This is a genomic window from Sphingobium sp. VMM, from assembly GCF_056790315.1.
Genome location: NZ_JBXGSI010000011.1, coordinates 115029 through 133094 on the forward strand (window position 1 = coordinate 115029; position 18066 = coordinate 133094).

Sequence of the window (18066 nt, forward strand, 5' to 3'; positions counted from 1 at the left end):
CGCTCGGCGCCGGTGTATTGCTCTCGTGCTGCACCACCCTACCTTTCGATCCTGTTCTGAACAATAATCGTCCTGTCCTTACCATAATGTCCGATTATGGAAAGTGCCTTCGCGCGGCGCGGCAGAGGGCAGGGGGCGTGCCACTCACCGGCTGCATGTGACACGCTTGCCATGCCGTTGAACCATGCCATCTCATCGGCTACAAGCCGACGATAGGTGCCATGATGGATGCGCTGAGAACGATGACCGTACAAGTGAACATCACGCCAAATGGGCGCATGAGCCTGCCGGCGGACATCCGCAAGCGCCTGGGCCTCAACGGCGGTGGCGCGGTCTACCTTGACGAAACCGATGACGGTGTCGTGCTGCGCACCGCAGCCCAGGCCGTGGCACGGGCGCAGGCGCTGGCCAAGCGCTACACCGGCGACAAGCCCGAGGCCTCGGTGGAGGCGTTCCTGGTCAGGCGCCGTGAGGACAGCGGCGAGTGAGCGAGATTGTTCTCGACGCCTCGGCCCTGCTCGCGATGATCAAGGGGGAACGCGGCGCCGCCAAGGTCGCCGCCGCGATCGCCACCGCGCGCATCAGCGTGGTGAACTATGCCGAGGTGGTCACCCATTTTGTTCATGCCGGGATGCCGGAACGCGAAGTGGACGCGATGCTCGATCCGCTGCCGATGACCATCGTGCCCGTCGACAAGGCGCAGGCGCAATTGGCCGGGCGCCTGCGCGCGGTCACCGCCGAAGCAGGCTTGTCGCTGGGCGATCGCTTCTGCCTGGCGCTGGCACGCCGCGACGGGCTGCCCGCCTGGACAAGTGATCTGGAGTGGAAAAAGGTCGCGGCAGCGGCAGATGTGAAGGTTGTTGCCATCCGCTGATACGGGCAACGTTATTCTGCCAATCGCAGCACCGCTTGCTTCCGTACGTTGCCCGAAAGGCGGCGAGAGGCTACGGCGCTGAAGCCTAGATAACACGGCTTGAGATCACGCCGTCATAGTTAGCTTTAGCCTCTTGCGATCCTACCGCCGTTTGGTTGCAAACAGATCGGATACTTGCTCAAATTATCTGACAGCGGAGAAAGCGCGTTACTCGCGCTAAGTGACAATGCGCTCGCAATCACATTCCCCTGCCTGCAATTTCAAATCGACTGCTCGCATTATTGTCGCTGCGCATGATGACGATCGAGGGGCTGAGACCAGCGCCTGTTTGATCGAGGCGACAGTAGCTGCTTTTCACTTTAGATGAAAAGGCGCAGCAGCTCAACCGTGCCTGCTCCCAGCAGGCCGGAACCAGGTACCAAGAGTGCTAAATTACGTGCTTGCCTGCGACGTGACGAGCTTTCTTGTTCCGCCCACGCGACCTGCTGGGCAGCGGCGGTCTCGCGCGCGAGGCGCACTTCCTCCCGCAAAGCATTCTGCTCGCCTGCCAAGGTGGCCATGCTGTTGAGCACTGCAGCAAACTCGCGTTGCAGCGCCTTCAGGTGCTGTGTGGCCCGGTTCTCGTCGACTGCCACAGCGTCCGCAGCCTGGGCCGAAAGCTGAACGAGCCCTGTCGCGACCCCATCCAGCTTGCTACGCAAGCGCCTTGCTTCGGTCGTGGTAACGTCCTGTACCTCAACAATCTGGGCGGCAAAGCGTTTGCGCTGGCGCTCAAAGCAGTTCTCTACCTCTTCGAAATGGGCAGCCAGTTCATGCTTCACCGGCCTCGCGATGAGTTCCTCCAGCAGGTCAGAAAGATCAGCAGTTTCCGGTTCGATATCAGTCTGGGTCATGCTGTCCCTGTGCAATACCTACGGTGAATGTCGCGGCTCAGCCGCATCTGGCACATCCGCGCGAGGGCGAGCGCCGGCCGCCGGGTACGCACCGCATCGTGCACCATGCCGGTTAGCCGCTTTGTTTCGTGGCCATAAGCGTTTGCCATATGAGTCTCGAACTTCGCGACCCGCTCAAGGTCATGCCTGATGGGGCCCATCCTGCGCAAGTGTAGTGCCCATGACTGCTTCCGCTCTTCACGGATCTGTGCCTGCTGCGCTCTGAGCTTTGCTATATCCGCTTCGCATTGATCACGCTGCTGGACCGCAATCCTGCGGCGTGCGCGCGGTGTGTCCCGTGCATCCTGCAGCCGTTCTAGAAGCTGGTTTGGCAGATGATCCTGCATTGCCTTCCGGTGTGCAGCGGCGGCCTCCGCCAGGGCAGCACTATCGGCTTCGAACTGATCGGTAATCCACGTCCAGTACGCATCCATGCCATATCCGTTCAGCAACTTGCGAATACCTGCCACTTGGGCACAGGGCGGCGGAACCAAAGGTTCGGTTTGCAGGCCCGTCTCTTTGTTGAACCATTCGGTGATGCGGTCGGATGCACCGACGAGCTTCGCTTGGTCCGCCGCCAGCCATTCTTGCATGGCGCTGACCGTCGCCTTGATAGGCTTGCGACCCTCTAGCAACTGCGCCTGCGAGACGCCGGGCGATGGCGAAACAGTCTGTGAGGCGACACCCGCATAAAGCAGCCACCTGCGTACATTGTCTGCAACTAGAGGTTCGACAGCATCTAACCTGCGCAGCCTTCCGTCGTATCGCAAAAACCACTTGTGCCATTTGTCTTTGCGGGCCTCCGCCGCTGTGATTGCCTCCTGGCACTTGCTGGCCTCCATACGCGATGCACCTCGACTAATCCTCCACTGGCACCACAGATCATCCTGTCGCCAGTAGGCCTGTTCACGCACTTCCTTGCTGATCCGTAGCCGCCGTTCTCCTTCACAGGACTGACGAATGTCTACCATCAGCGCCTGCCGCGCAGTCGCTTGCACGTGTGCGGACCAGCGGTGATGGTCGTCGCCCTTTTGACCCATGCCTGTCCAGCTGTCGCCAAGCTCCAGCGGGTAGATCCGATTGGGCAGATCATCAGGCATCTTCAGTTCGAAATGAGCGATTTCCCGGGTAAAAAGGTCGCGCAATGCCGCGAGATCGCATGCACGTCCGGCGTCAGCCTCATCCTTGCGCCAGCGGCGGACCGAATCTTGTGAATAAACCAAGGCCGCCCTGCCGGCCCAAGGCGTCTAGGATTGAAGTACGGACTGCCTCCTCGTACTCCCAATCACCGATACCGGTGCAGACGACTCCGCTCGATGGCACCTGGAAGCGTTCCGCTGCGGTCGCACGCAATTGCTCGAGCCGGTCCGCCAGCATCGTCTCAGTGCCGGTGATCGCAATGACCGGCTGCACCCCGGCAAGCTGGTTCTTTTGCAGGTCCGTCCTGATCGCGTCCTGCTGTTGGGCTAGCAGTCCGCTATTGGTCACCAAGACGCAGGCGGTAGAGGCGACGAGGGCAAGACGCATGAAATCCTGCCAAGGCCGGTTTCTGGCGGTGATCCTCTCGTAACCGGGAAGCAGCAAGAATCCGTGGTTCTTCTGCCCGCCGAAGTACCTGGTGGGTACGCGTAGAACCGGCAGTTCCAGCAAGTCTCCCGTCCAGTTCCGCACCGCTTGCTGGAACCTCTCGGCAGAGACCGCCTCACCGCGCGGCTCTCCTGGGTCGGAGTCATCGTTCCACCGATAGATGCAGCCATGTACCTCGCCGATGCGCGGATCCTCTAATATCAAGACCGGCAGGTACTCACCGCGCCCAGCGTTATCACCCAGCCATGCCGTATCGAGATCATAGAGCAGCCGCATCAGCCGGGTCTTGCCAGCACCTTGGTCACCGGCGATTGCGACCACCGTATAATCGTACAAAAGGCCGGTCATCTGGCAATCGCGTACCGCCCGGCGAAGATCATCTCTGAAGCCGCTGCGTGTATCTTCTTCGAGGTAGGTGGTGGCAGCATCGACTGCCTTGAGACGGCGAACCAAGGTAGCCAAATAGGCCTCAGGCGCTCCAGTTTGCATCGACATACCCCACATCTATCTGGCTGATCTAGCAGCCCACCCCCAACCGGAGGCAAACGTTTCTTCCAGCCCTTGAACCGCCCCGCCTAGTGGCAGCTCCGGACCCTTGTTAATGTGAGCCGGCTCAGAGCTCTAGACATCATGTTGCCTACGAAACCCGGCTGACGAGAGGCTGCTCAAAGCGTCGGCGATCTGTATCCTAGTCACAGCGCCTCTCGCAGCCTTAGATATGTCACTTCGAAGCTTTTCACCTGACGATATGCCTGCAGGCGGTTCGGAAGGCTGAAAGCATTGTTCGTCTCGAACTTCTGAAAAATGTCGAGACCCCGATCGAGGCTGATCTTCCACCCCGTGTCGCTGTTAATATGCCGCGCATGAATGGTGTTGGTCCCGTCGAACTCCCACGAAAAGCTGATGCCGGCTGCTGCGCCAGCGGACTCTACGGCGATCAGATTGGACTGTTGCTTTTCGGGATAGTTGTCGTCGAGGCAGGTAACGAGGTGAACCGCGACCTCGTCCTCGGGCGCCTTGCGCACCGCGATCATTTCAACGAATTCCATCACATTCCTGATCTGATGGAACATGCGAATGTAGGGATCAGTAATGACGATTTTCTTCGCGCCCGCGACCCATGGCCAGAAAAGGTCAGCGAACGTCACCCCCTTCTGGTTCTCGCTGAACACCCGGTGTCCTTCTCGAGGCGCGGCGGGCTCAGCCTTACCGCCGGTCGTGGTTGGCGCGATCGATGTGGCAGGCTCGGGAGTGACCGAGGAAGTGCCCTGTGACGTATTTGACTCCTCATGGCCCGGAGCGCGCTTGTGATAGTGGTCGGGGTACTCCGTCTCCTCCAGCGTGGTGACGATGACCTTGCGGCCGTCGCGCGCGGTGAACGAGAAATCTGTCTCCGGGTAGGTGCTGTCGATCCTCAGGAGCTGGTCTTTGACGCGCTTTCGCCCTTCCATGGCGAGGTGCAGGATCTCTTCGACCTCGGCTTCGGTCCCGTCGTCCGCCGGAAACAGCAGCTTCATCATGCCCGAAAAGGTCTTGTTCACGCCGTCGCGGTCGCGCGTTGAGATATCCGACGAAAGGCTGAACAAGTCTCGGTAGCGGTTGGAGTAATCGTCGCTGCGCATGTGCCGCAGGATCTCGGCCAAGTAATCGACGACGAAGCCGTAGCCGGTCGAGAACATTTCGCCGCGGATGACATCGATCTCCCAGCCGGGCACGTAGCTATGGAGACGATCGATGAACGCTGAATCGTAATACTTCTCCGGCAGCTCCTCGAACAGGTCGCTATGCTTCAGCATGTAGGGAACGGTGTGCTTAGTGTTCCCTACAAAAACCATTGACGCCTCGGCTCCGAGCGTCTCAACGCCCCGGGAGAAGCTCTTGTTGGCCATGTAGTTCTTCATGATGTCGACAAGCGCCTTGTCGACCCGCTTCTGGCGTCCCGCAAACTCATCGAAGGCGACGACATCCCAGTAGCCGACTAGGCCGATCTTGCCCGAGCTGTTGTTGACGAACAGCTTGGGCACCGTCACCTCGCCGCCGGAAATCAGGATGCCGTGCGGAGAGAATTCCGAGAAGATGTGCGACTTGCCCGTCCCCTTGGGGCCAAGTTCGATCAGGTTGTAGTTGCGCTCGACGAAGGGCACGAGGCGCATCAGCTGCAGCAGCTTGCTACGGCGCCCGAACATTTCGGGATCGAATCCCACCGTCTGAAAGAGCAGGTCGATCCATTCGTCCGTCGTGAACCCAGCCCGCGCCTGGAGATAGGCATCGTAATCGAACTTGGAGAGTTGGATCGGCTTGATGCTGCCGAGAACCCAAGGCGCGACGTTCTTATCCTCGCTGTGCTCGTACTCGATGTCGGCGATGCACCAGACGCCGCTGACAAGAAGCTTGGGATGAGTCTTCACCGTGCCGGAATCGATGATCACCTTCTTGATGCCGAGGTTGGAGAAGGTGGCCTCGTACACATCCCTATCGGTGTTCAGATCGACGCTGATCTTGTCGATCACCTTCCACCGGCCCTTTTCCCGGATGTTCGACCGGATCAGGCCCGCCTCGTTGCGATGAACGTAGTGCTTGCGCAGGATTTCCTTGACGGTCTCGATCCCAGACTGAATCGAGGCCTCGTCATTGGTGGCGCAATATTGGCCGAGCAGGAATTCCAGCACATAGGAAGGGACGATGGCGTTGCCCTTCACGGCCTTGACCAGGTCCTTGCGCACCACAAGGCCGGGGAAGCGTTCGTTGATTTTGTCGTCCAGCGCAGTCATCGCTCCCCCCTTCAGAAGTCAAAATCGTTCGAGAAGCTACGCTTCAGCCGATAGCGAGCCGTGCGGTACTCCCGGAAGTGGGACGTCTCGCCATGTCGCTCTTCGAGTTTCAGGATCACCTCCTGATCATTGAACGCGTCGGCCTGCCGCGACAGCAGGAACCGGACCGGAATTTCGCGCTCGCGGGGATTGTCGGAGCGGAAGTCGAAGACCAGGTCATGGCAGTCGGAAATCAGCTCGCCCGATTGGGCGTAGATGCCGGCCCGCAACTGGCGTGACTGGGCTTTCTCGGTCACCGCGGTAGCCTGATAGAAGCGCACCGAGATCTGGCTCGATGTGATCATCTGGTTCGAGCTGCCGATGATTTCGACCTCTACCGCCGAAGTGTCGCTCTGACGCTTCTTGTTGATTTTGACGACGGGGACGACGATCTCCTGCAGCGTCGCCCCACCATGGACGAACCGGCTCCCCGAGCCCTGCCTGCGCAACCGGTTGATCGATTTCGGGATCAGCACTTCCACCGAGCCCTGAAGATTGGCCTGCGCAGGCGTGAAGCGCCGTAGGCCATGGTTGGCCTTCAAACCATGCCCGAGGATGAACCGGCGATCCCGGTAGAGGATCGTGTCGCCCTCCACCTGGGCGGAGGAGAAGTCGCTCTCCTCGATCGGGCGGTGCTGATAGATAAAGCCATGGTCGGCGGTGACGATCATGTTGGCGGCATTGGCGCCGTTGAGCTTTTTCACCAGCCGCACGATCTCCTCGATCGTGTCCTCCGCGGCCTCGAAAACCCGCTCCTCGGAAACCTGCTTGTCGCCGATCGCGTCGATCAGGTTGTGATAGACATAGATGACGTCGTGGTCCCGGACGAGTGCTCGCGCCTGATCCTTGTCCAAGCCCATGAGCTCCTCGGCTTTCAAGGCCGTGGTCCTGTCGCCTGGGCGACCTTTCGCCAGGATCTTCTTGCGGTTCTCCAGCCCCTGTGAACTCTGGCCGTCTACCAGGACGGTGGCCGTGTCGTTATCGGCGATCTGCAGGTCGCCGTTGGGCAGGAGCGAAGCCATGCCGAGCTGGGTGTAGCTCGGCAGGCTGCCAAACACTGGTTCGATAGCCGCTTCGTAGCGGTCAAGGCTCCGGATTCGCCCGAGGAGCTCCTCGGCAATTTCGTAGCGGAGTGCGTCGGAGATGATGACGCAAATCTTCTGATCACGACGCCGGAACTCACCGACATGCTCGCGATAGAAGCCCCGCTGCGCCAATACGGGCGCAGCCGACCAAGATTCGGCCCCGTCCACATGGACCTGCCACGCCTCGTTGAGGCGCAGCAGATAGCTGTTCACGTAATGGTTCTCGACCTGCTCCGAGAGCTCGCGCATCAATGTCGCTTGCCCGGACTTTTGCATGTGCCAGATGAATTTCCGGTAGAGCTGGTCGATCCTGAACCAGCTCTTCGCATAGCGCTGCACGCCCTCGGCCAGGCTGTTCATGCCAAGCGCTACCTGCGCCATCGCCTGCTGGAATTCGGCGGCGAAACCGATCGCCTCATAGAGATCGCGATAGTCGCCGTACCAGTGGCTTTGCCGTCGCTGACGAACCCAGCTCAGCACGTCAGCCTGGGCGACCGTCTGGGCGCTGACCTCATGAACCAGCGCACGGATAATCGCCCGATCGACCTCCTCGAAATAGTCGATCTCAATCAACGTGCGGAAATCGCGTTTGGCCAGATCCTCGGCGATGCCCAGGGCCTCGGCATGGTCGGCCGCCAGCTTGGCAAAGACCTCCCCAGCATTCCGGTTGTTTTTCCACCGCCGGAAGAACACCAGGGCGTCGGACGTTAGGATCGGATCCCCACCAACGGCGCTCTGGTAACAGGATTTGAACAGCGTGATCGCGAAGTCACCGATACTGGGCCGCTCGGCGCGATAGCCGAAGATCCGCGCCATCTGTTCCCAGAGGAAGACGTCCAGTCCGATCCGGCCGATCACCCTGAGGCTGTCCTCGCGCCCCTCCGCAAGCTCCGTCAGCAGTGCTTCGACGACGGTGTCGAAGCCGCCGTCGGCGCCCGCGCAGATGGCTAGCATCTTCAAATGCAGGGCGAGTTTGGTGTCATCCCCGCGGATCGCCCTTTTCAATTTTTCCATACGGCGGCTGGAACGGAAAAACTCCTGATGCTCGCGCACCAGATCCTCGAAGCCGATCGGCAAGCCAAGATCGCTCAACCAGAGCGCCACCTGGTCGGTCTTGAACACCACGTTCGCCAGCTCGACGTCGAGCAGCCAATTGTCGATGTCCGTTGGCCGCGGCCCCTCCCAGTAGAGCAGGAATTGATCTTTCGGGAATTCCCGAAGGATCCGGTGCTTCACAGCGAACTCGGTGTTGACCACCTCGATCTTCGTCACGCGGCTCAGCGTTAGCCCATCGAATGCGGGGCGGAACTCGCGCGCGGGGTCGTACCAGAAGACGATGCGGTGCTTGTCGAAATGGCCTTCAAGGCCCTTGGTGATGCGGTCGAGCATGGTCAGTCGACGGCGTCGTTCAGGCCCTTGATGGGCTTCAGGGCTGTACCGAACTTGGGGTAGTTGGCCTTCACACCCTCATCGAGATCGATCTCGATCTTCTGCGTGGCCAGTGGGAACAGGACGTCGCGTTCCCACACATCAATTTCCTCGATCTGCTTGCCAGTCGCCTCGATCTCCTTCAGCGCCTTCGTCTTCTGTGCAGGGGAGGCCTCGCCACTGATGCTCAACGCCTCCTGCGCGCGGCGGTGCCCCTCTAGCTTGTTACGAAACTCACGCAGATAGTCGTTCAGCACCACACTCACGGTGTCGGGGCGATAGCGGTGCATGTAGATCAGCGCGTTGAAGGTTCCCCTCGGGCTAGAGAAAAGCCAATAAATTGGCCGTTTTTTGAATCGCTGGACGTGATCGGCATAAAAGTCGCGGGTGAAATAGGCTCGCAGTTTCTTTCCCAGAGCCTCCTCGATGAACGTGAGGTTTTCTTGGAAGTTGACATCGCCGAAGAGAACGCGAAGGAACTTGCGAAAGCGTTCGGTGATGTCGTCGGCGAACCAGTCGCCATCAAGGATGGGAATCACGTTGTCGGCGTCGGGCGCGAAAGTCGGTTCGGGCACCTTGACCAGATACTCCGCAACGCCAGCGCCTTGGTTGGCGAGGATTAGGCCGGGCGCGTCCAGGCTGTAGCGGCCGAACATGCAGCCCACGGCATAGCTGAGGAACTCGGCCATGGTATCGGCGAGGAGGCGCTTCTCGCGATCTTCTTCGGAACCCTTCACCCCATAGCGATAGGCGGGGTTGCAGGTAAGCGTGATCTCCTCCAGCGGCACCTCGGGCACAATTTCATCCTGCAGGCCATAGGCGTCGATGAAGGCGCGGTTGTTCTTCTCCTCCAGCTGTTGCATCTCTGCCGTCATGTCCGCCCAGTGAGCACGCAGGCGCGCGTATGTAGCCCCCACCGTATCGGCACGGTGGTCAGGCGAGAGCAGCGGAAGAGACTTGAAATTCCAAGAGGTTTCGTAGGCATCCCAGTCAGCCTTGGCCAATGCTACAGCGGAAGTATGTGTAGTTTCGGTGTGGGCGCTTGAAACTCGGACCAATGGGGCATCCATAAAGTTCGCTGAATGGAAATGCACCGTCGGGTTGATTACGGTTGCGATCACCTCGAAAGCCCGTGAATTTCCAAAGCAAAGTGCCCCTGATAGATCACTGGCATTTTCGGAAAACGCCGAATGGGCGCTGGTATCGAAAACGAATCCAGGACCATAAGATCGGAAAGAGTTTCGAGATACCGTATAACTTAGCCAGCTTACGCTTTCTCGAAAATAGTGCGTCTGGCTTCGCATGACCGACTTTGGCTTAAGATCGGAAAGCGTTTTCCCATCATTTTTCCACCAGAGGACGTGTTCGATGTTGCCGTACCAACGGCGAAATTCCCCGCCTTTGTTGTAAGGCGCCCAATGAAGCGACCCATCTTTGTAGTCATCAGGCTCCAGGCCTTCATCGCCGCGCTTTGAATTCTCGACCTCCCACCATTGACGGATAAATCTCGGGTTATCCGATGTAGATAGACCCTGCCGAGCATCAATTATCGTTCCCAACTTCGGACATGTCTTGAAGACATTCCTCAGGCTAGAAGAAATCCAGTATGCAATTGGAATGCCTGGAATCGAAAGAAAATCATTCTGGTCGGCTACGTACCAGTTATAGTCTCGGTCGAGGAAAAGTGACTCGATCACTTCTGGTGCTCGCACGTCAACCTGCTTCTCAAATAGCCGCCGGTAAACCGCCTTGAGTGATGACGAGGGCTTTGATTTTCTTACTACGAATGCAACGGCACCGAAGTCGGGGCCGAACAACCCGCGACCTGCATGTACTAGGCTCGCAATGCACTGGTCTGACAGGATGCCGTGACGAAGATTTTCGAATGTTGAAAGAAACATCCAAGTTGGGATGTTTATCATCGCCCACAGGCCGTTCTGCAGCGTGAGCTTTTCAGATCTCTCCATAAAGCAGGTCATCAGATCTGCTTTGCTATTCGGAAAGCGGACTTTCACATAATCAGACAGCTGCCCATTCATCCCGGTCCCGCCCATGTAGGGCGGGTTAGCTACCAGCACATGGTATTTGGGAGAGAGGGCCTCGGCCATACGCAACACGGCCACTACGCGGTCCCGCAGCTCCTTCAGCAACAGATCGCTACTGAAATCTCGCGCCTCCAGCACCCTTAGCGTTTCGGCCGGGTCGCTCAGCGTTGGCACGATCAATGAGCCGAAATTCTTCGCCTGCTCGAACTGCAACAGCGTTTCGCGCAACTCGGCCGTGAACAGGTCGCGCCCCATGACGGCAGCTACGTCCGTCATCTCGGCTGCGGTGAAGGCAACATTCTGCAGAACGACGATGTTGGGCGTCGCCTCCATACGCAGGAAGCGCCGCCGCCCCAGCTTTGCCGCCGCCTTCATCGCCAGAGCAAAGGCCGCCAGCGCGCCAGCGCGGTCGTCGATCTCCACGCCTGTCAGATTGTGCTTCAGAATAAGGCCCGGAATCTCGGTCGCCTCGTAACCCTCTTCCTCGTAGATCGCGTATAGCAGGTCGAAGGCGTAGGTTAGCATATGCCCCGACCCGCAGGCCGGATCGCAGATGCGAATCTCTTCGGGACGGGAGATCCGGAGGAAGTCCGTCTCTGGCTCTTCGGGCGCGATATAGTAGTCCATCCGCTCGGCGAGGCAGCTCGTCGGCCGATTAAGCAGCCAGAGCCGCCCGAGCGAGTTCTCGACTAGATAGCGAACGATCCAGTGTGGGGTGAAAAGCTGCGTCGCGGCTGGAATATTATCAGCCGTGATCTTCTGGTTCTTCTTCAGACCTGCAAAGACCTGATCCTTCTTCTCCGAAATATAAAACTGATAGAGCCAGCCAATGATCTCAACATCTTGGCAGGCATCATCAGTCATCACTTCGCGGAGGCGGGCGAGGACGGAGGACTGACTGAGCAAATCCTTTGGCATCAACAGTTCGGAATAGTCGTCGATCTTCTCAAACAGGAACGGCATCGCCGTGTGCCAATGATTGCAGGTGGCCACCAGCAACCGGCGATAGGCCTCACTCTGTGGATCGGGTGACGGCGTCCGGTTGTCGAGCAACGCTCGGATCTGCGCAGCAGCAGCTTCCGGAACTTCATTACCGATGACACCGGCCATCGCCTCAGACAGAATCTCGGGTCGCGTCTGTCCATCAGCCGGAGTCACCACCCGAACGGCCGTATAGGCATTGGCGTCCATGAAGCGCAGCGCGGTGAAGCGGTTGAACCAGGTGTAGGCTACGCGTTCGATGACCTGATCGCGCGACGTGCGCCCGATCTCGCTCTCGAGCTGCTGCACGGCCTTCCGCGCTTCGCGCCGCGCAGCGCTGTTCTCTGCCAGAACCAGGACGAGCTTCGCCGACACCTGGTCGCGCAGCGTTCGGCGGGCTTCCTGCGCGAATTTCTTAAGCGCACCTGTATCCATCGTTTTGCGCTGCGGGACACTCATCGGGGTAATCGCATCCATCAGATCGTGATCCTTTTGCCCGCGCGGATTTCCGCGATCAGTGTCTCGCGCAGGGTATCGAGGTAGGCATCCACGTCCTGCTCGTCGGCAAGGAAGGGCTTGGCGTAGGCGACGCGCAGCCCAGTAGCTGCCACGTATTGGGTAGGCGGCAGAGGTGGTGGCGCGACGGGCCTTTCATCACCGGGCGCGCCCTGCTGCTCAGAGCTGGCGCCGACCTCCTCGTCGGCAGGCTGGGGGGGCGGCGTGGTGACTCGGCCAAGCAGCGCCGGAAATACGGTCGACTTGAAGCCCGTCACCCGCTCGCGGATCACAGCGATCAAGCTGCTGCTCCCGATTGTCTCAAGGACGCCCGCAAACCCCGCCTCGATTTCCCGGCGCACAGGTTCGGCCAGGGTGGAATATTCCGGAAGCACCCGGAGCTTTTCTCTCAACTCTTCAACTTCAAACAGCGCCGCCTTGCGCTCCGCGACGATCCGCGCATCGACCTCGGCCTTGAGCGCATCAAGGGAGCCCTTCATCTGCTGAATGGCATTGCCCTTGAAGCAGGTTGGATTGTCCAGAACGGCTCGGATGGCGCCGGCTCGATCGTCACCGCCATAGCCGAAGTTGGCGCCCTGATCGGCAAGGTAGGTGCGCGCTTCGTCGTAGATCGCCTTCTGCGACCCGCCCATGAAGCGGCGAACCGGATCGAGGACGCTCTCCTTAAGATCGAGCAGGTGCTCCTCGTGGCGACCGAGGTCCTGCACGTACCATGCATAAGGTTTGCCGGTAACCTCACGCACCGCCTCCTGCACCTCGGTGAGGGCGGCGAGGAACGGATAGCGCGACGACTGGGCCTCCAGCACCGCAAGCTCATTCTTCAGCGCGCCGAACGCCTCGGCTGTCTCGATCCCCAGCGCCTTGGCTTCCGATCCGGCCGGCTGCGAGTCGAAGAACTCGCCGTAGAATTCCTTGAGCTTGCGCGTCTGCGCAGCCGTGAATTCCACCTGCAGCTCCACCACGATGTTGCCGTGCGCGTGCGAGTTCTGAAGCCCGCGTTGCAGGGGCTCGCCTTCCAGCGGGCTGCCGTCCTGACGCGCCTCGATCTTGCCGCGCCCGATCAGGCTCGCGGTCGTGGACAGGATCGCGGCGTAGGACCACCCGTAGGGCTTGCGCTCGAACCGTTCGAGAATGGCCTTGATCGTGGTGCGAATGCCGGTTCGAGCATTAGCCTGGGCGTAGTTCAGGATCTCTTGCTCGGCCTCGGTCAGGTTGGCCCCATCGCCGCCGAACATGCCGTCGTTGCCATGCGTCAGGGACTTGCCGATATCGCTCTCGAAATAGGCCACGCCGCGCAACATGCCCAGATTGACATGGACCTTGTCGACGAGCGTCTGGAATGCGCGCTCGATCCTGGCTTGCGGGTCCTCCGACCGAACCTCGATCTCCTCGCCGCGCACGAACAGCCGCGCGTCCGCCAACAGTCGTTGAGCCCGCAGCGTCAAATCGCGCTGGCGGCTGCTGTTCTGCTCGCCTTTCTCGCGGACGATCCGCTCGATGGCCGGCTGCTGAGCCACCGCACGGGCTTGGCGCACATATTTGTCCGTTCGCTTGAACATCATCAGGTCGCTGACGAAGCGGACATCAGCGTTCAGGACGACGGCCAGCTCGTCGCGCGACATGGTGCGCATGGCGATCGCCTCCGCGTTCCCGCTCTGCTCGTGGAACGGCGTGACGATGTTGACGGCCAGCTCATAATCTCGGCCCAGCAGCCGATCATCCAGATAGCGGGCGAAGCTATATTCCTGTGACGACGCTTCGTGCCGAAGCTTCCGGCTCTTGATGACCCCATCAAAAATCAGGACTTCGAGTTCCTTGGCGATCTCGGCGGTATCGACTTCGATCGCCTTGATCTCCTGTTCGACATCCTTTTCCTCGTCGGTCAGGAATTCGAACAGGTCGCCGTTGCGCTGGATGTAGGTGTTCTGTTCGAGAAGGCTGAGCGCCTCCTCCACATGCCGCTTGTGCTTGGCGAGATCGGCGTCGAACCGATCGAGCATCAAGATCGAAATGTTGCGCGCGGTCGGTTTGAAGCCCTTCACGTATTTGACGAGGAACAGCGCCTTCAGAACCCGCGTGGCGAACTCGTCGCCAAGATTCTTCTCGGCGATCAGGATCGATTGCTGGACGTTGGATTTGAGCGCGGTCCGGATGCCTTCGAACATCTGATCGAAGGTTGCGACGCCGCCGACCGGAATGTCCGCGAGTCTGACCGCGACCTCCTGGAAGACGCCGAGCATGGACCGCTCACCGACCGAGCTGTGCTTACCCTCGAAGGCATTGTGCTGCGACAGGTTCTGGATCGCCTGCTGGAAGAGCGGATACTGATAAGGGACGAAGGGGTAGCTGTGGATGAAGTGGTCGCGGTCCCGGAAATTCTCCAGGCGCATCGAGCCGTCCGAGAAGTCGAACAGCGTCTTCAGATTGTTGGCTTCGCGGTGGTAGAGGTCCGTGAGGGACAGGATCCCGGGTTCGGTCTTCTTCAGCAGCCGTTTTTGAATCACCTCCGCCACGTCCGCGCTGTTAAGCGGCATCCGGTTCGCAAAGCGCGCCTGGATCTTGGAGAAATCGTTCTCTTGCCGCTGCGTCATGTCCCCAATGACCGAGCCCATGTCCTGCTGGGCGGTCACAATGATCCACGCTCGCCCGCGGCACTTGGTGTTCAGGCTCTCCGCAATGGTCTGCAGGTTGGTCATGAGCTTGACGTTATCGGCGATGTACTGGCCGACCTCGTCGACGAAGAAGTTGAGCCTGAACCCCGGCTCCTGGGCATCGACGTAGGCCTTCACCTTGTCGGCGAAGTCCTCGATCGATGACCGGAAATCCTGCCGGTACTGGGTCAGGATTCCCTGGGCCGCTGACGGATCGGCTCCTGTCGCCTCCGCATAGGCCTTGGCGACGTTCGCACTTTCCAGCAGGGCCTGTTCGCGCCCCCGCTCCCAGGGCTTGCCTGCGACGGCTTGGTAGGCCGTTTGGAATTTTTCGAAGACGCCGCGGCTGTCGAGATCGCGCTCGAACTGGGCGATATGCGGCTGCTTTCCATAATAGCCGCACATCTCGTCGAAGACTTTCTGGAACACTGAAAGCAGGGCGTCGATCTGTTCCTTCGAGATTACATCGGCCTTCTGGTCGATGTTGAACAGGATGCTCCGCGAAGGAATCGAGACCGCCTTGCGCAGATCGGCTGCCAGGATCTCGTTATCGGCGCACTTCTGCTTGAAAAGCTCATATGCGGGCGTTCCGCCGACGTTCCGGTTCTCCAGGAGGAGCGCCAGCATCTTCAGCAGGTGCGATTTGCCCGATCCGAAGAAGCCTGAGATCCAGACCCCGTTTGCCTTCTCGTAGTTGTTGTAGGCGTCGAGAAATTTCTCGAGCTGGCGCTCGATCTCGTTGGTGATCACATATTCTTCGAGCTCGACCCGGAGGCTAGCCTCATCGTCGGCCTTGATGACCCCTTCGATCGCGCGATCGACAGGTTTCTCGAAAATGTCGCGAAGTTTGGTCATGTCCCCCCTCAAATCTCGTAGTGCATTATATTGAATGCACGGTAGTATTTGTCGTCGTGCAGAGTGCCGAACAGGTCGAGCGACGCGCCCGTGGCCAAGCCATGCGTGTAGGTCCCCGGGAAGAACATCACCGTCGGCTTTTCCTTGGCGGTGCTCTGGAGGTTGTTCAGCACATTGTGCGACCGGATGTAGGGGTAGACCTCTCCTACCCCGGACAGGAACAGGACATCGAATTCCTGCCGCGAAAGGCGCGCCCCAATTTCCGGAACCAAGTGCGTTTCGGGATCGAGAACCCCTTGGAGTAGCTCCTTGAGCTCGGCCTTGCTGATGTCGGGCTCGGCCGCGAGCACCTCATCCCAGATGCCCCGCTCGCGCAAAAGTGCGACGCTTAGGTCATATAGGTTGATCTCGAAGGCGCGAACCCCTCGGCTTTCGAGCTGGTTGATCAGGCTTGCCCGCATCGCCTCCATGGCGACGGCTTCATCGGCCGGATAGGGGCAGATGAAGAACGGCACCTCATTGCCCAGCCCCTGCTTTTTCAGGAAGCGCTCGCTGGCAATCACCTTCAGGAGATGATCGAACCGCTCCCTCGGGGGCATGGCTCTTCCCGTTCGCGGCATCATCGATCTCCCCCCATCTGCCGTTCGGCCCCCGGGAAGAACCGAAGCTCGTCGGGATCGCCGGCATGAATCAAAGCTAAGACCCGGCGCGACAATATCGACCCGAGAATCCGGTCGTCCGGGGATAGGATCTCCGCCTCCCGCATGAGGCGGAAGAGAACCGCGCGGAGCTTGGCGTGGGTCGTACTCGATAGGGTCGCCAACTTCGGAGACCATTCCGCCTTCGCCGCCAGGAATGTGTCGAAGTCGTCATAGGTGAGGTCGGTGCGGAGCGAGAGGAAGCGCTCGTTCAGCACCTCCACCGCGAACTCGCGGATGAATCGATATGCACGGCAAGCCGCGAGCCACAGCAGCGCCGCCTGCTCGCTCCGCTCGCCCTCGACAAACATCTCGAGTTCGTCGTCAGTCAGCCATCTCAGTCGGTTGACGATCTCGCGAATCGAACGCTGCGCCGAACTCGCCTTCCGCACTGGGAACGCGCCGACCTCCCTGGCCAGGGCGGCCGTGGCGTCCCAGTCGGCTCCGGGACGGTGAAGCCGCGCGACCGCCACGCTCTCGTTCACGTACAGCCCGCCCGTTCCGAAAGACATGAGGTAGGAGTCGTCTTTACGCTTACTCATCGGTTAGGCCGTCCGCGCGAAAAGCCGCGCCTTTGATTTCGATACCCAGCTGACAGGTAAAAAAGCCCCATCCAAGCCATTGCGGCCTGTGCCGCTTTCCCCTTGCCACACATCAGGCCGCAAATTCAGCCTTCTCCAGGGCCGCCTCGGTCTCATTCCGGTTGACGACCACGATGTGCTGGCTGCGCGCGGGCTGCTTCGCCGCATCGCCCAGCAGGCCCAGGCGCTTCAATACATAAAACAGCATGGCATAGCGCACGGTGAGGACGGCGGAGCCGCCCTCCATCCCGAAATCCTTGGCGACGACCGCCTTCTGGCTTGCGGTCAGGTCAGGATGCGGGCCGATCTCGACCCCGAACCGCTCCTGCCACAGCGCGTCCTGCAGCGAGTCCGCGCCTCCGTCACCCATCTCACCGACGCCGAGGATGCGCGGCAGGAGGAAGTCCTTGAACTTGTCGGTGACGTGGCAATAGGCGCGCACGTGCCAGCGAAAGCCGTCATAGCCGAAGGCATGGGGCGTGATCCGCCGCCAGATCGGGTCCGGGCGGTCCTTGCTCATCGACTGATACTGAACATCGATCGATCGGTGATCGCGCACCGCGCTCAGCACGGTCCGCAGCACCCTCGAATCGATATCTCTACGCGGCGTCAGCGCGATATCGGTGTCGGGAACCTCGGTGATCCACGAGTCCGACAGGTCGATCAGGCCCTCGGCCACCGAACGCAGGCGGGATAGATAGCCATAAGGGTCGGGCTTCAGAAAATGGGGTTCAAACTGCGCGCTGGCGACGTAGCGCTTGGCGCTCTTGTCGTAGAGCGCGTTGTGGGGCGCACGCTCTTGATAGAGCGTCAAATCCTTCGAGGCCTGCGGCACCGACACGTCGAACATGTCGATGATGTCAGAGCGATTGACCCCGCCTTCCCAGAACAAGCGAAACTCGATGAACTCGAGTCGACGCTCCACGCCCCACTTCAATGTGGTCAGGCCATCCATCCGAAATTGTCCTCCAGCGGATGCAGATAAAAACTATATGGACATATCTGCAAGACGCATTTAGTTTC

Annotated in this window: 12 protein-coding genes; 2 read left to right on the plus strand and 10 right to left on the minus strand. The window is 59.8% G+C overall.

Annotated elements, in window-relative coordinates:
- The first annotated feature begins 242 nt into the window (after window positions 1-242).
- Window positions 243-488, plus strand: a complete 246-nt coding sequence (locus ACUCV3_RS15765; protein ID WP_294443969.1) for an AbrB/MazE/SpoVT family DNA-binding domain-containing protein — start codon at window positions 243-245, stop codon at window positions 486-488.
- Window positions 485-874, plus strand: coding sequence for a type II toxin-antitoxin system VapC family toxin (locus ACUCV3_RS15770; protein ID WP_294443940.1), 390 nt, complete (start codon window positions 485-487; stop codon window positions 872-874). Before ACUCV3_RS15765 ends, ACUCV3_RS15770 begins: the two co-directional genes overlap by 4 nt.
- Before the next feature lie 359 nt (window positions 875-1233).
- On the opposite strand, the gene ACUCV3_RS15775 is transcribed toward ACUCV3_RS15770, so the two are convergent.
- From ACUCV3_RS15775 to ACUCV3_RS15820, 10 genes are all read right to left on the minus strand, one after another.
- Window positions 1234-1767 carry a hypothetical protein gene (locus tag ACUCV3_RS15775; protein WP_482240820.1) on the minus strand — a complete coding sequence of 178 codons (534 nt, stop codon included), beginning with the start codon at window positions 1765-1767 and terminating at the stop codon, window positions 1234-1236.
- Window positions 1764-3029: a hypothetical protein gene (locus ACUCV3_RS15780; protein WP_482240821.1), complete on the minus strand. Its 1266-nt coding sequence runs from the start codon at window positions 3027-3029 to the stop codon at window positions 1764-1766. The genes ACUCV3_RS15775 and ACUCV3_RS15780 overlap by 4 nt, the downstream gene beginning before the upstream one ends.
- Complete coding sequence (locus ACUCV3_RS15785) at window positions 2986-3888, minus strand: hypothetical protein (RefSeq protein ID WP_482240822.1); 903 nt, start codon at window positions 3886-3888, stop codon at window positions 2986-2988. Before ACUCV3_RS15785 ends, ACUCV3_RS15780 begins: the two co-directional genes overlap by 44 nt.
- A 197-nt stretch (window positions 3889-4085) precedes the next feature.
- The gene (gene brxL, locus ACUCV3_RS15790) at window positions 4086-6164 is read right to left on the minus strand and encodes a BREX system Lon protease-like protein BrxL (RefSeq protein ID WP_482240823.1); all 2079 of its coding nucleotides are present in this window, start codon (window positions 6162-6164) and stop codon (window positions 4086-4088) included.
- Between the two features lie 11 nt (window positions 6165-6175).
- The gene (pglZ, locus tag ACUCV3_RS15795) at window positions 6176-8677 is read right to left on the minus strand and encodes a BREX-1 system phosphatase PglZ type A (RefSeq protein ID WP_482240824.1); all 2502 of its coding nucleotides are present in this window, start codon (window positions 8675-8677) and stop codon (window positions 6176-6178) included.
- A gap of 2 nt (window positions 8678-8679) precedes the next feature.
- Window positions 8680-12219: a BREX-1 system adenine-specific DNA-methyltransferase PglX gene (pglX, locus tag ACUCV3_RS15800; protein ID WP_482240825.1), complete on the minus strand. Its 3540-nt coding sequence runs from the start codon at window positions 12217-12219 to the stop codon at window positions 8680-8682.
- Window positions 12219-15764, minus strand: a complete 3546-nt coding sequence (gene brxC / locus ACUCV3_RS15805; RefSeq protein WP_482240826.1) for a BREX system P-loop protein BrxC — start codon at window positions 15762-15764, stop codon at window positions 12219-12221. Before brxC ends, pglX begins: the two co-directional genes overlap by 1 nt.
- Before the next feature lie 8 nt (window positions 15765-15772).
- Window positions 15773-16387 (minus strand): DUF1788 domain-containing protein, encoded by a 615-nt coding sequence (locus tag ACUCV3_RS15810; RefSeq protein ID WP_482240827.1) that lies wholly within the window; start codon window positions 16385-16387, stop codon window positions 15773-15775.
- On the minus strand, window positions 16384-17004 hold the full coding sequence (locus ACUCV3_RS15815; RefSeq protein WP_482240828.1) for a DUF1819 family protein: 621 nt from the start codon (window positions 17002-17004) through the stop codon (window positions 16384-16386). The genes ACUCV3_RS15810 and ACUCV3_RS15815 overlap by 4 nt, the downstream gene beginning before the upstream one ends.
- Window positions 17005-17116: 112 nt before the next feature.
- Entirely contained in the window at window positions 17117-17998 is an 882-nt protein-coding gene (locus ACUCV3_RS15820; RefSeq protein ID WP_482240829.1) for a WYL domain-containing protein, read from the minus strand.
- Window positions 17999-18066: the final 68 nt, after the last annotated feature.

Bases quoted from the DNA above. Each gene is read 5' to 3' on its own strand.
- pglZ (WP_482240824.1), bottom strand. From the start codon at position 8,677: ATGCTCGACCGCATCACCAAGGGCCTTGAAGGCCATTTCGACAAGCAC.
- ACUCV3_RS15815 (WP_482240828.1), bottom strand. From the start codon at position 17,004: ATGAGTAAGCGTAAAGACGACTCCTACCTCATGTCTTTCGGAACGGGC.
- pglX (WP_482240825.1), bottom strand. From the start codon at position 12,219: ATGGATGCGATTACCCCGATGAGTGTCCCGCAGCGCAAAACGATGGAT.
- brxL (WP_482240823.1), bottom strand. From the start codon at position 6,164: ATGACTGCGCTGGACGACAAAATCAACGAACGCTTCCCCGGCCTTGTG.
- ACUCV3_RS15820 (WP_482240829.1), bottom strand. From the start codon at position 17,998: ATGGATGGCCTGACCACATTGAAGTGGGGCGTGGAGCGTCGACTCGAG.
- ACUCV3_RS15775 (WP_482240820.1), bottom strand. From the start codon at position 1,767: ATGACCCAGACTGATATCGAACCGGAAACTGCTGATCTTTCTGACCTG.
- ACUCV3_RS15765 (WP_294443969.1), top strand. From the start codon at position 243: ATGACCGTACAAGTGAACATCACGCCAAATGGGCGCATGAGCCTGCCG.
- brxC (WP_482240826.1), bottom strand. From the start codon at position 15,764: ATGACCAAACTTCGCGACATTTTCGAGAAACCTGTCGATCGCGCGATC.
- ACUCV3_RS15785 (WP_482240822.1), bottom strand. From the start codon at position 3,888: ATGTCGATGCAAACTGGAGCGCCTGAGGCCTATTTGGCTACCTTGGTT.
- ACUCV3_RS15810 (WP_482240827.1), bottom strand. From the start codon at position 16,387: ATGATGCCGCGAACGGGAAGAGCCATGCCCCCGAGGGAGCGGTTCGAT.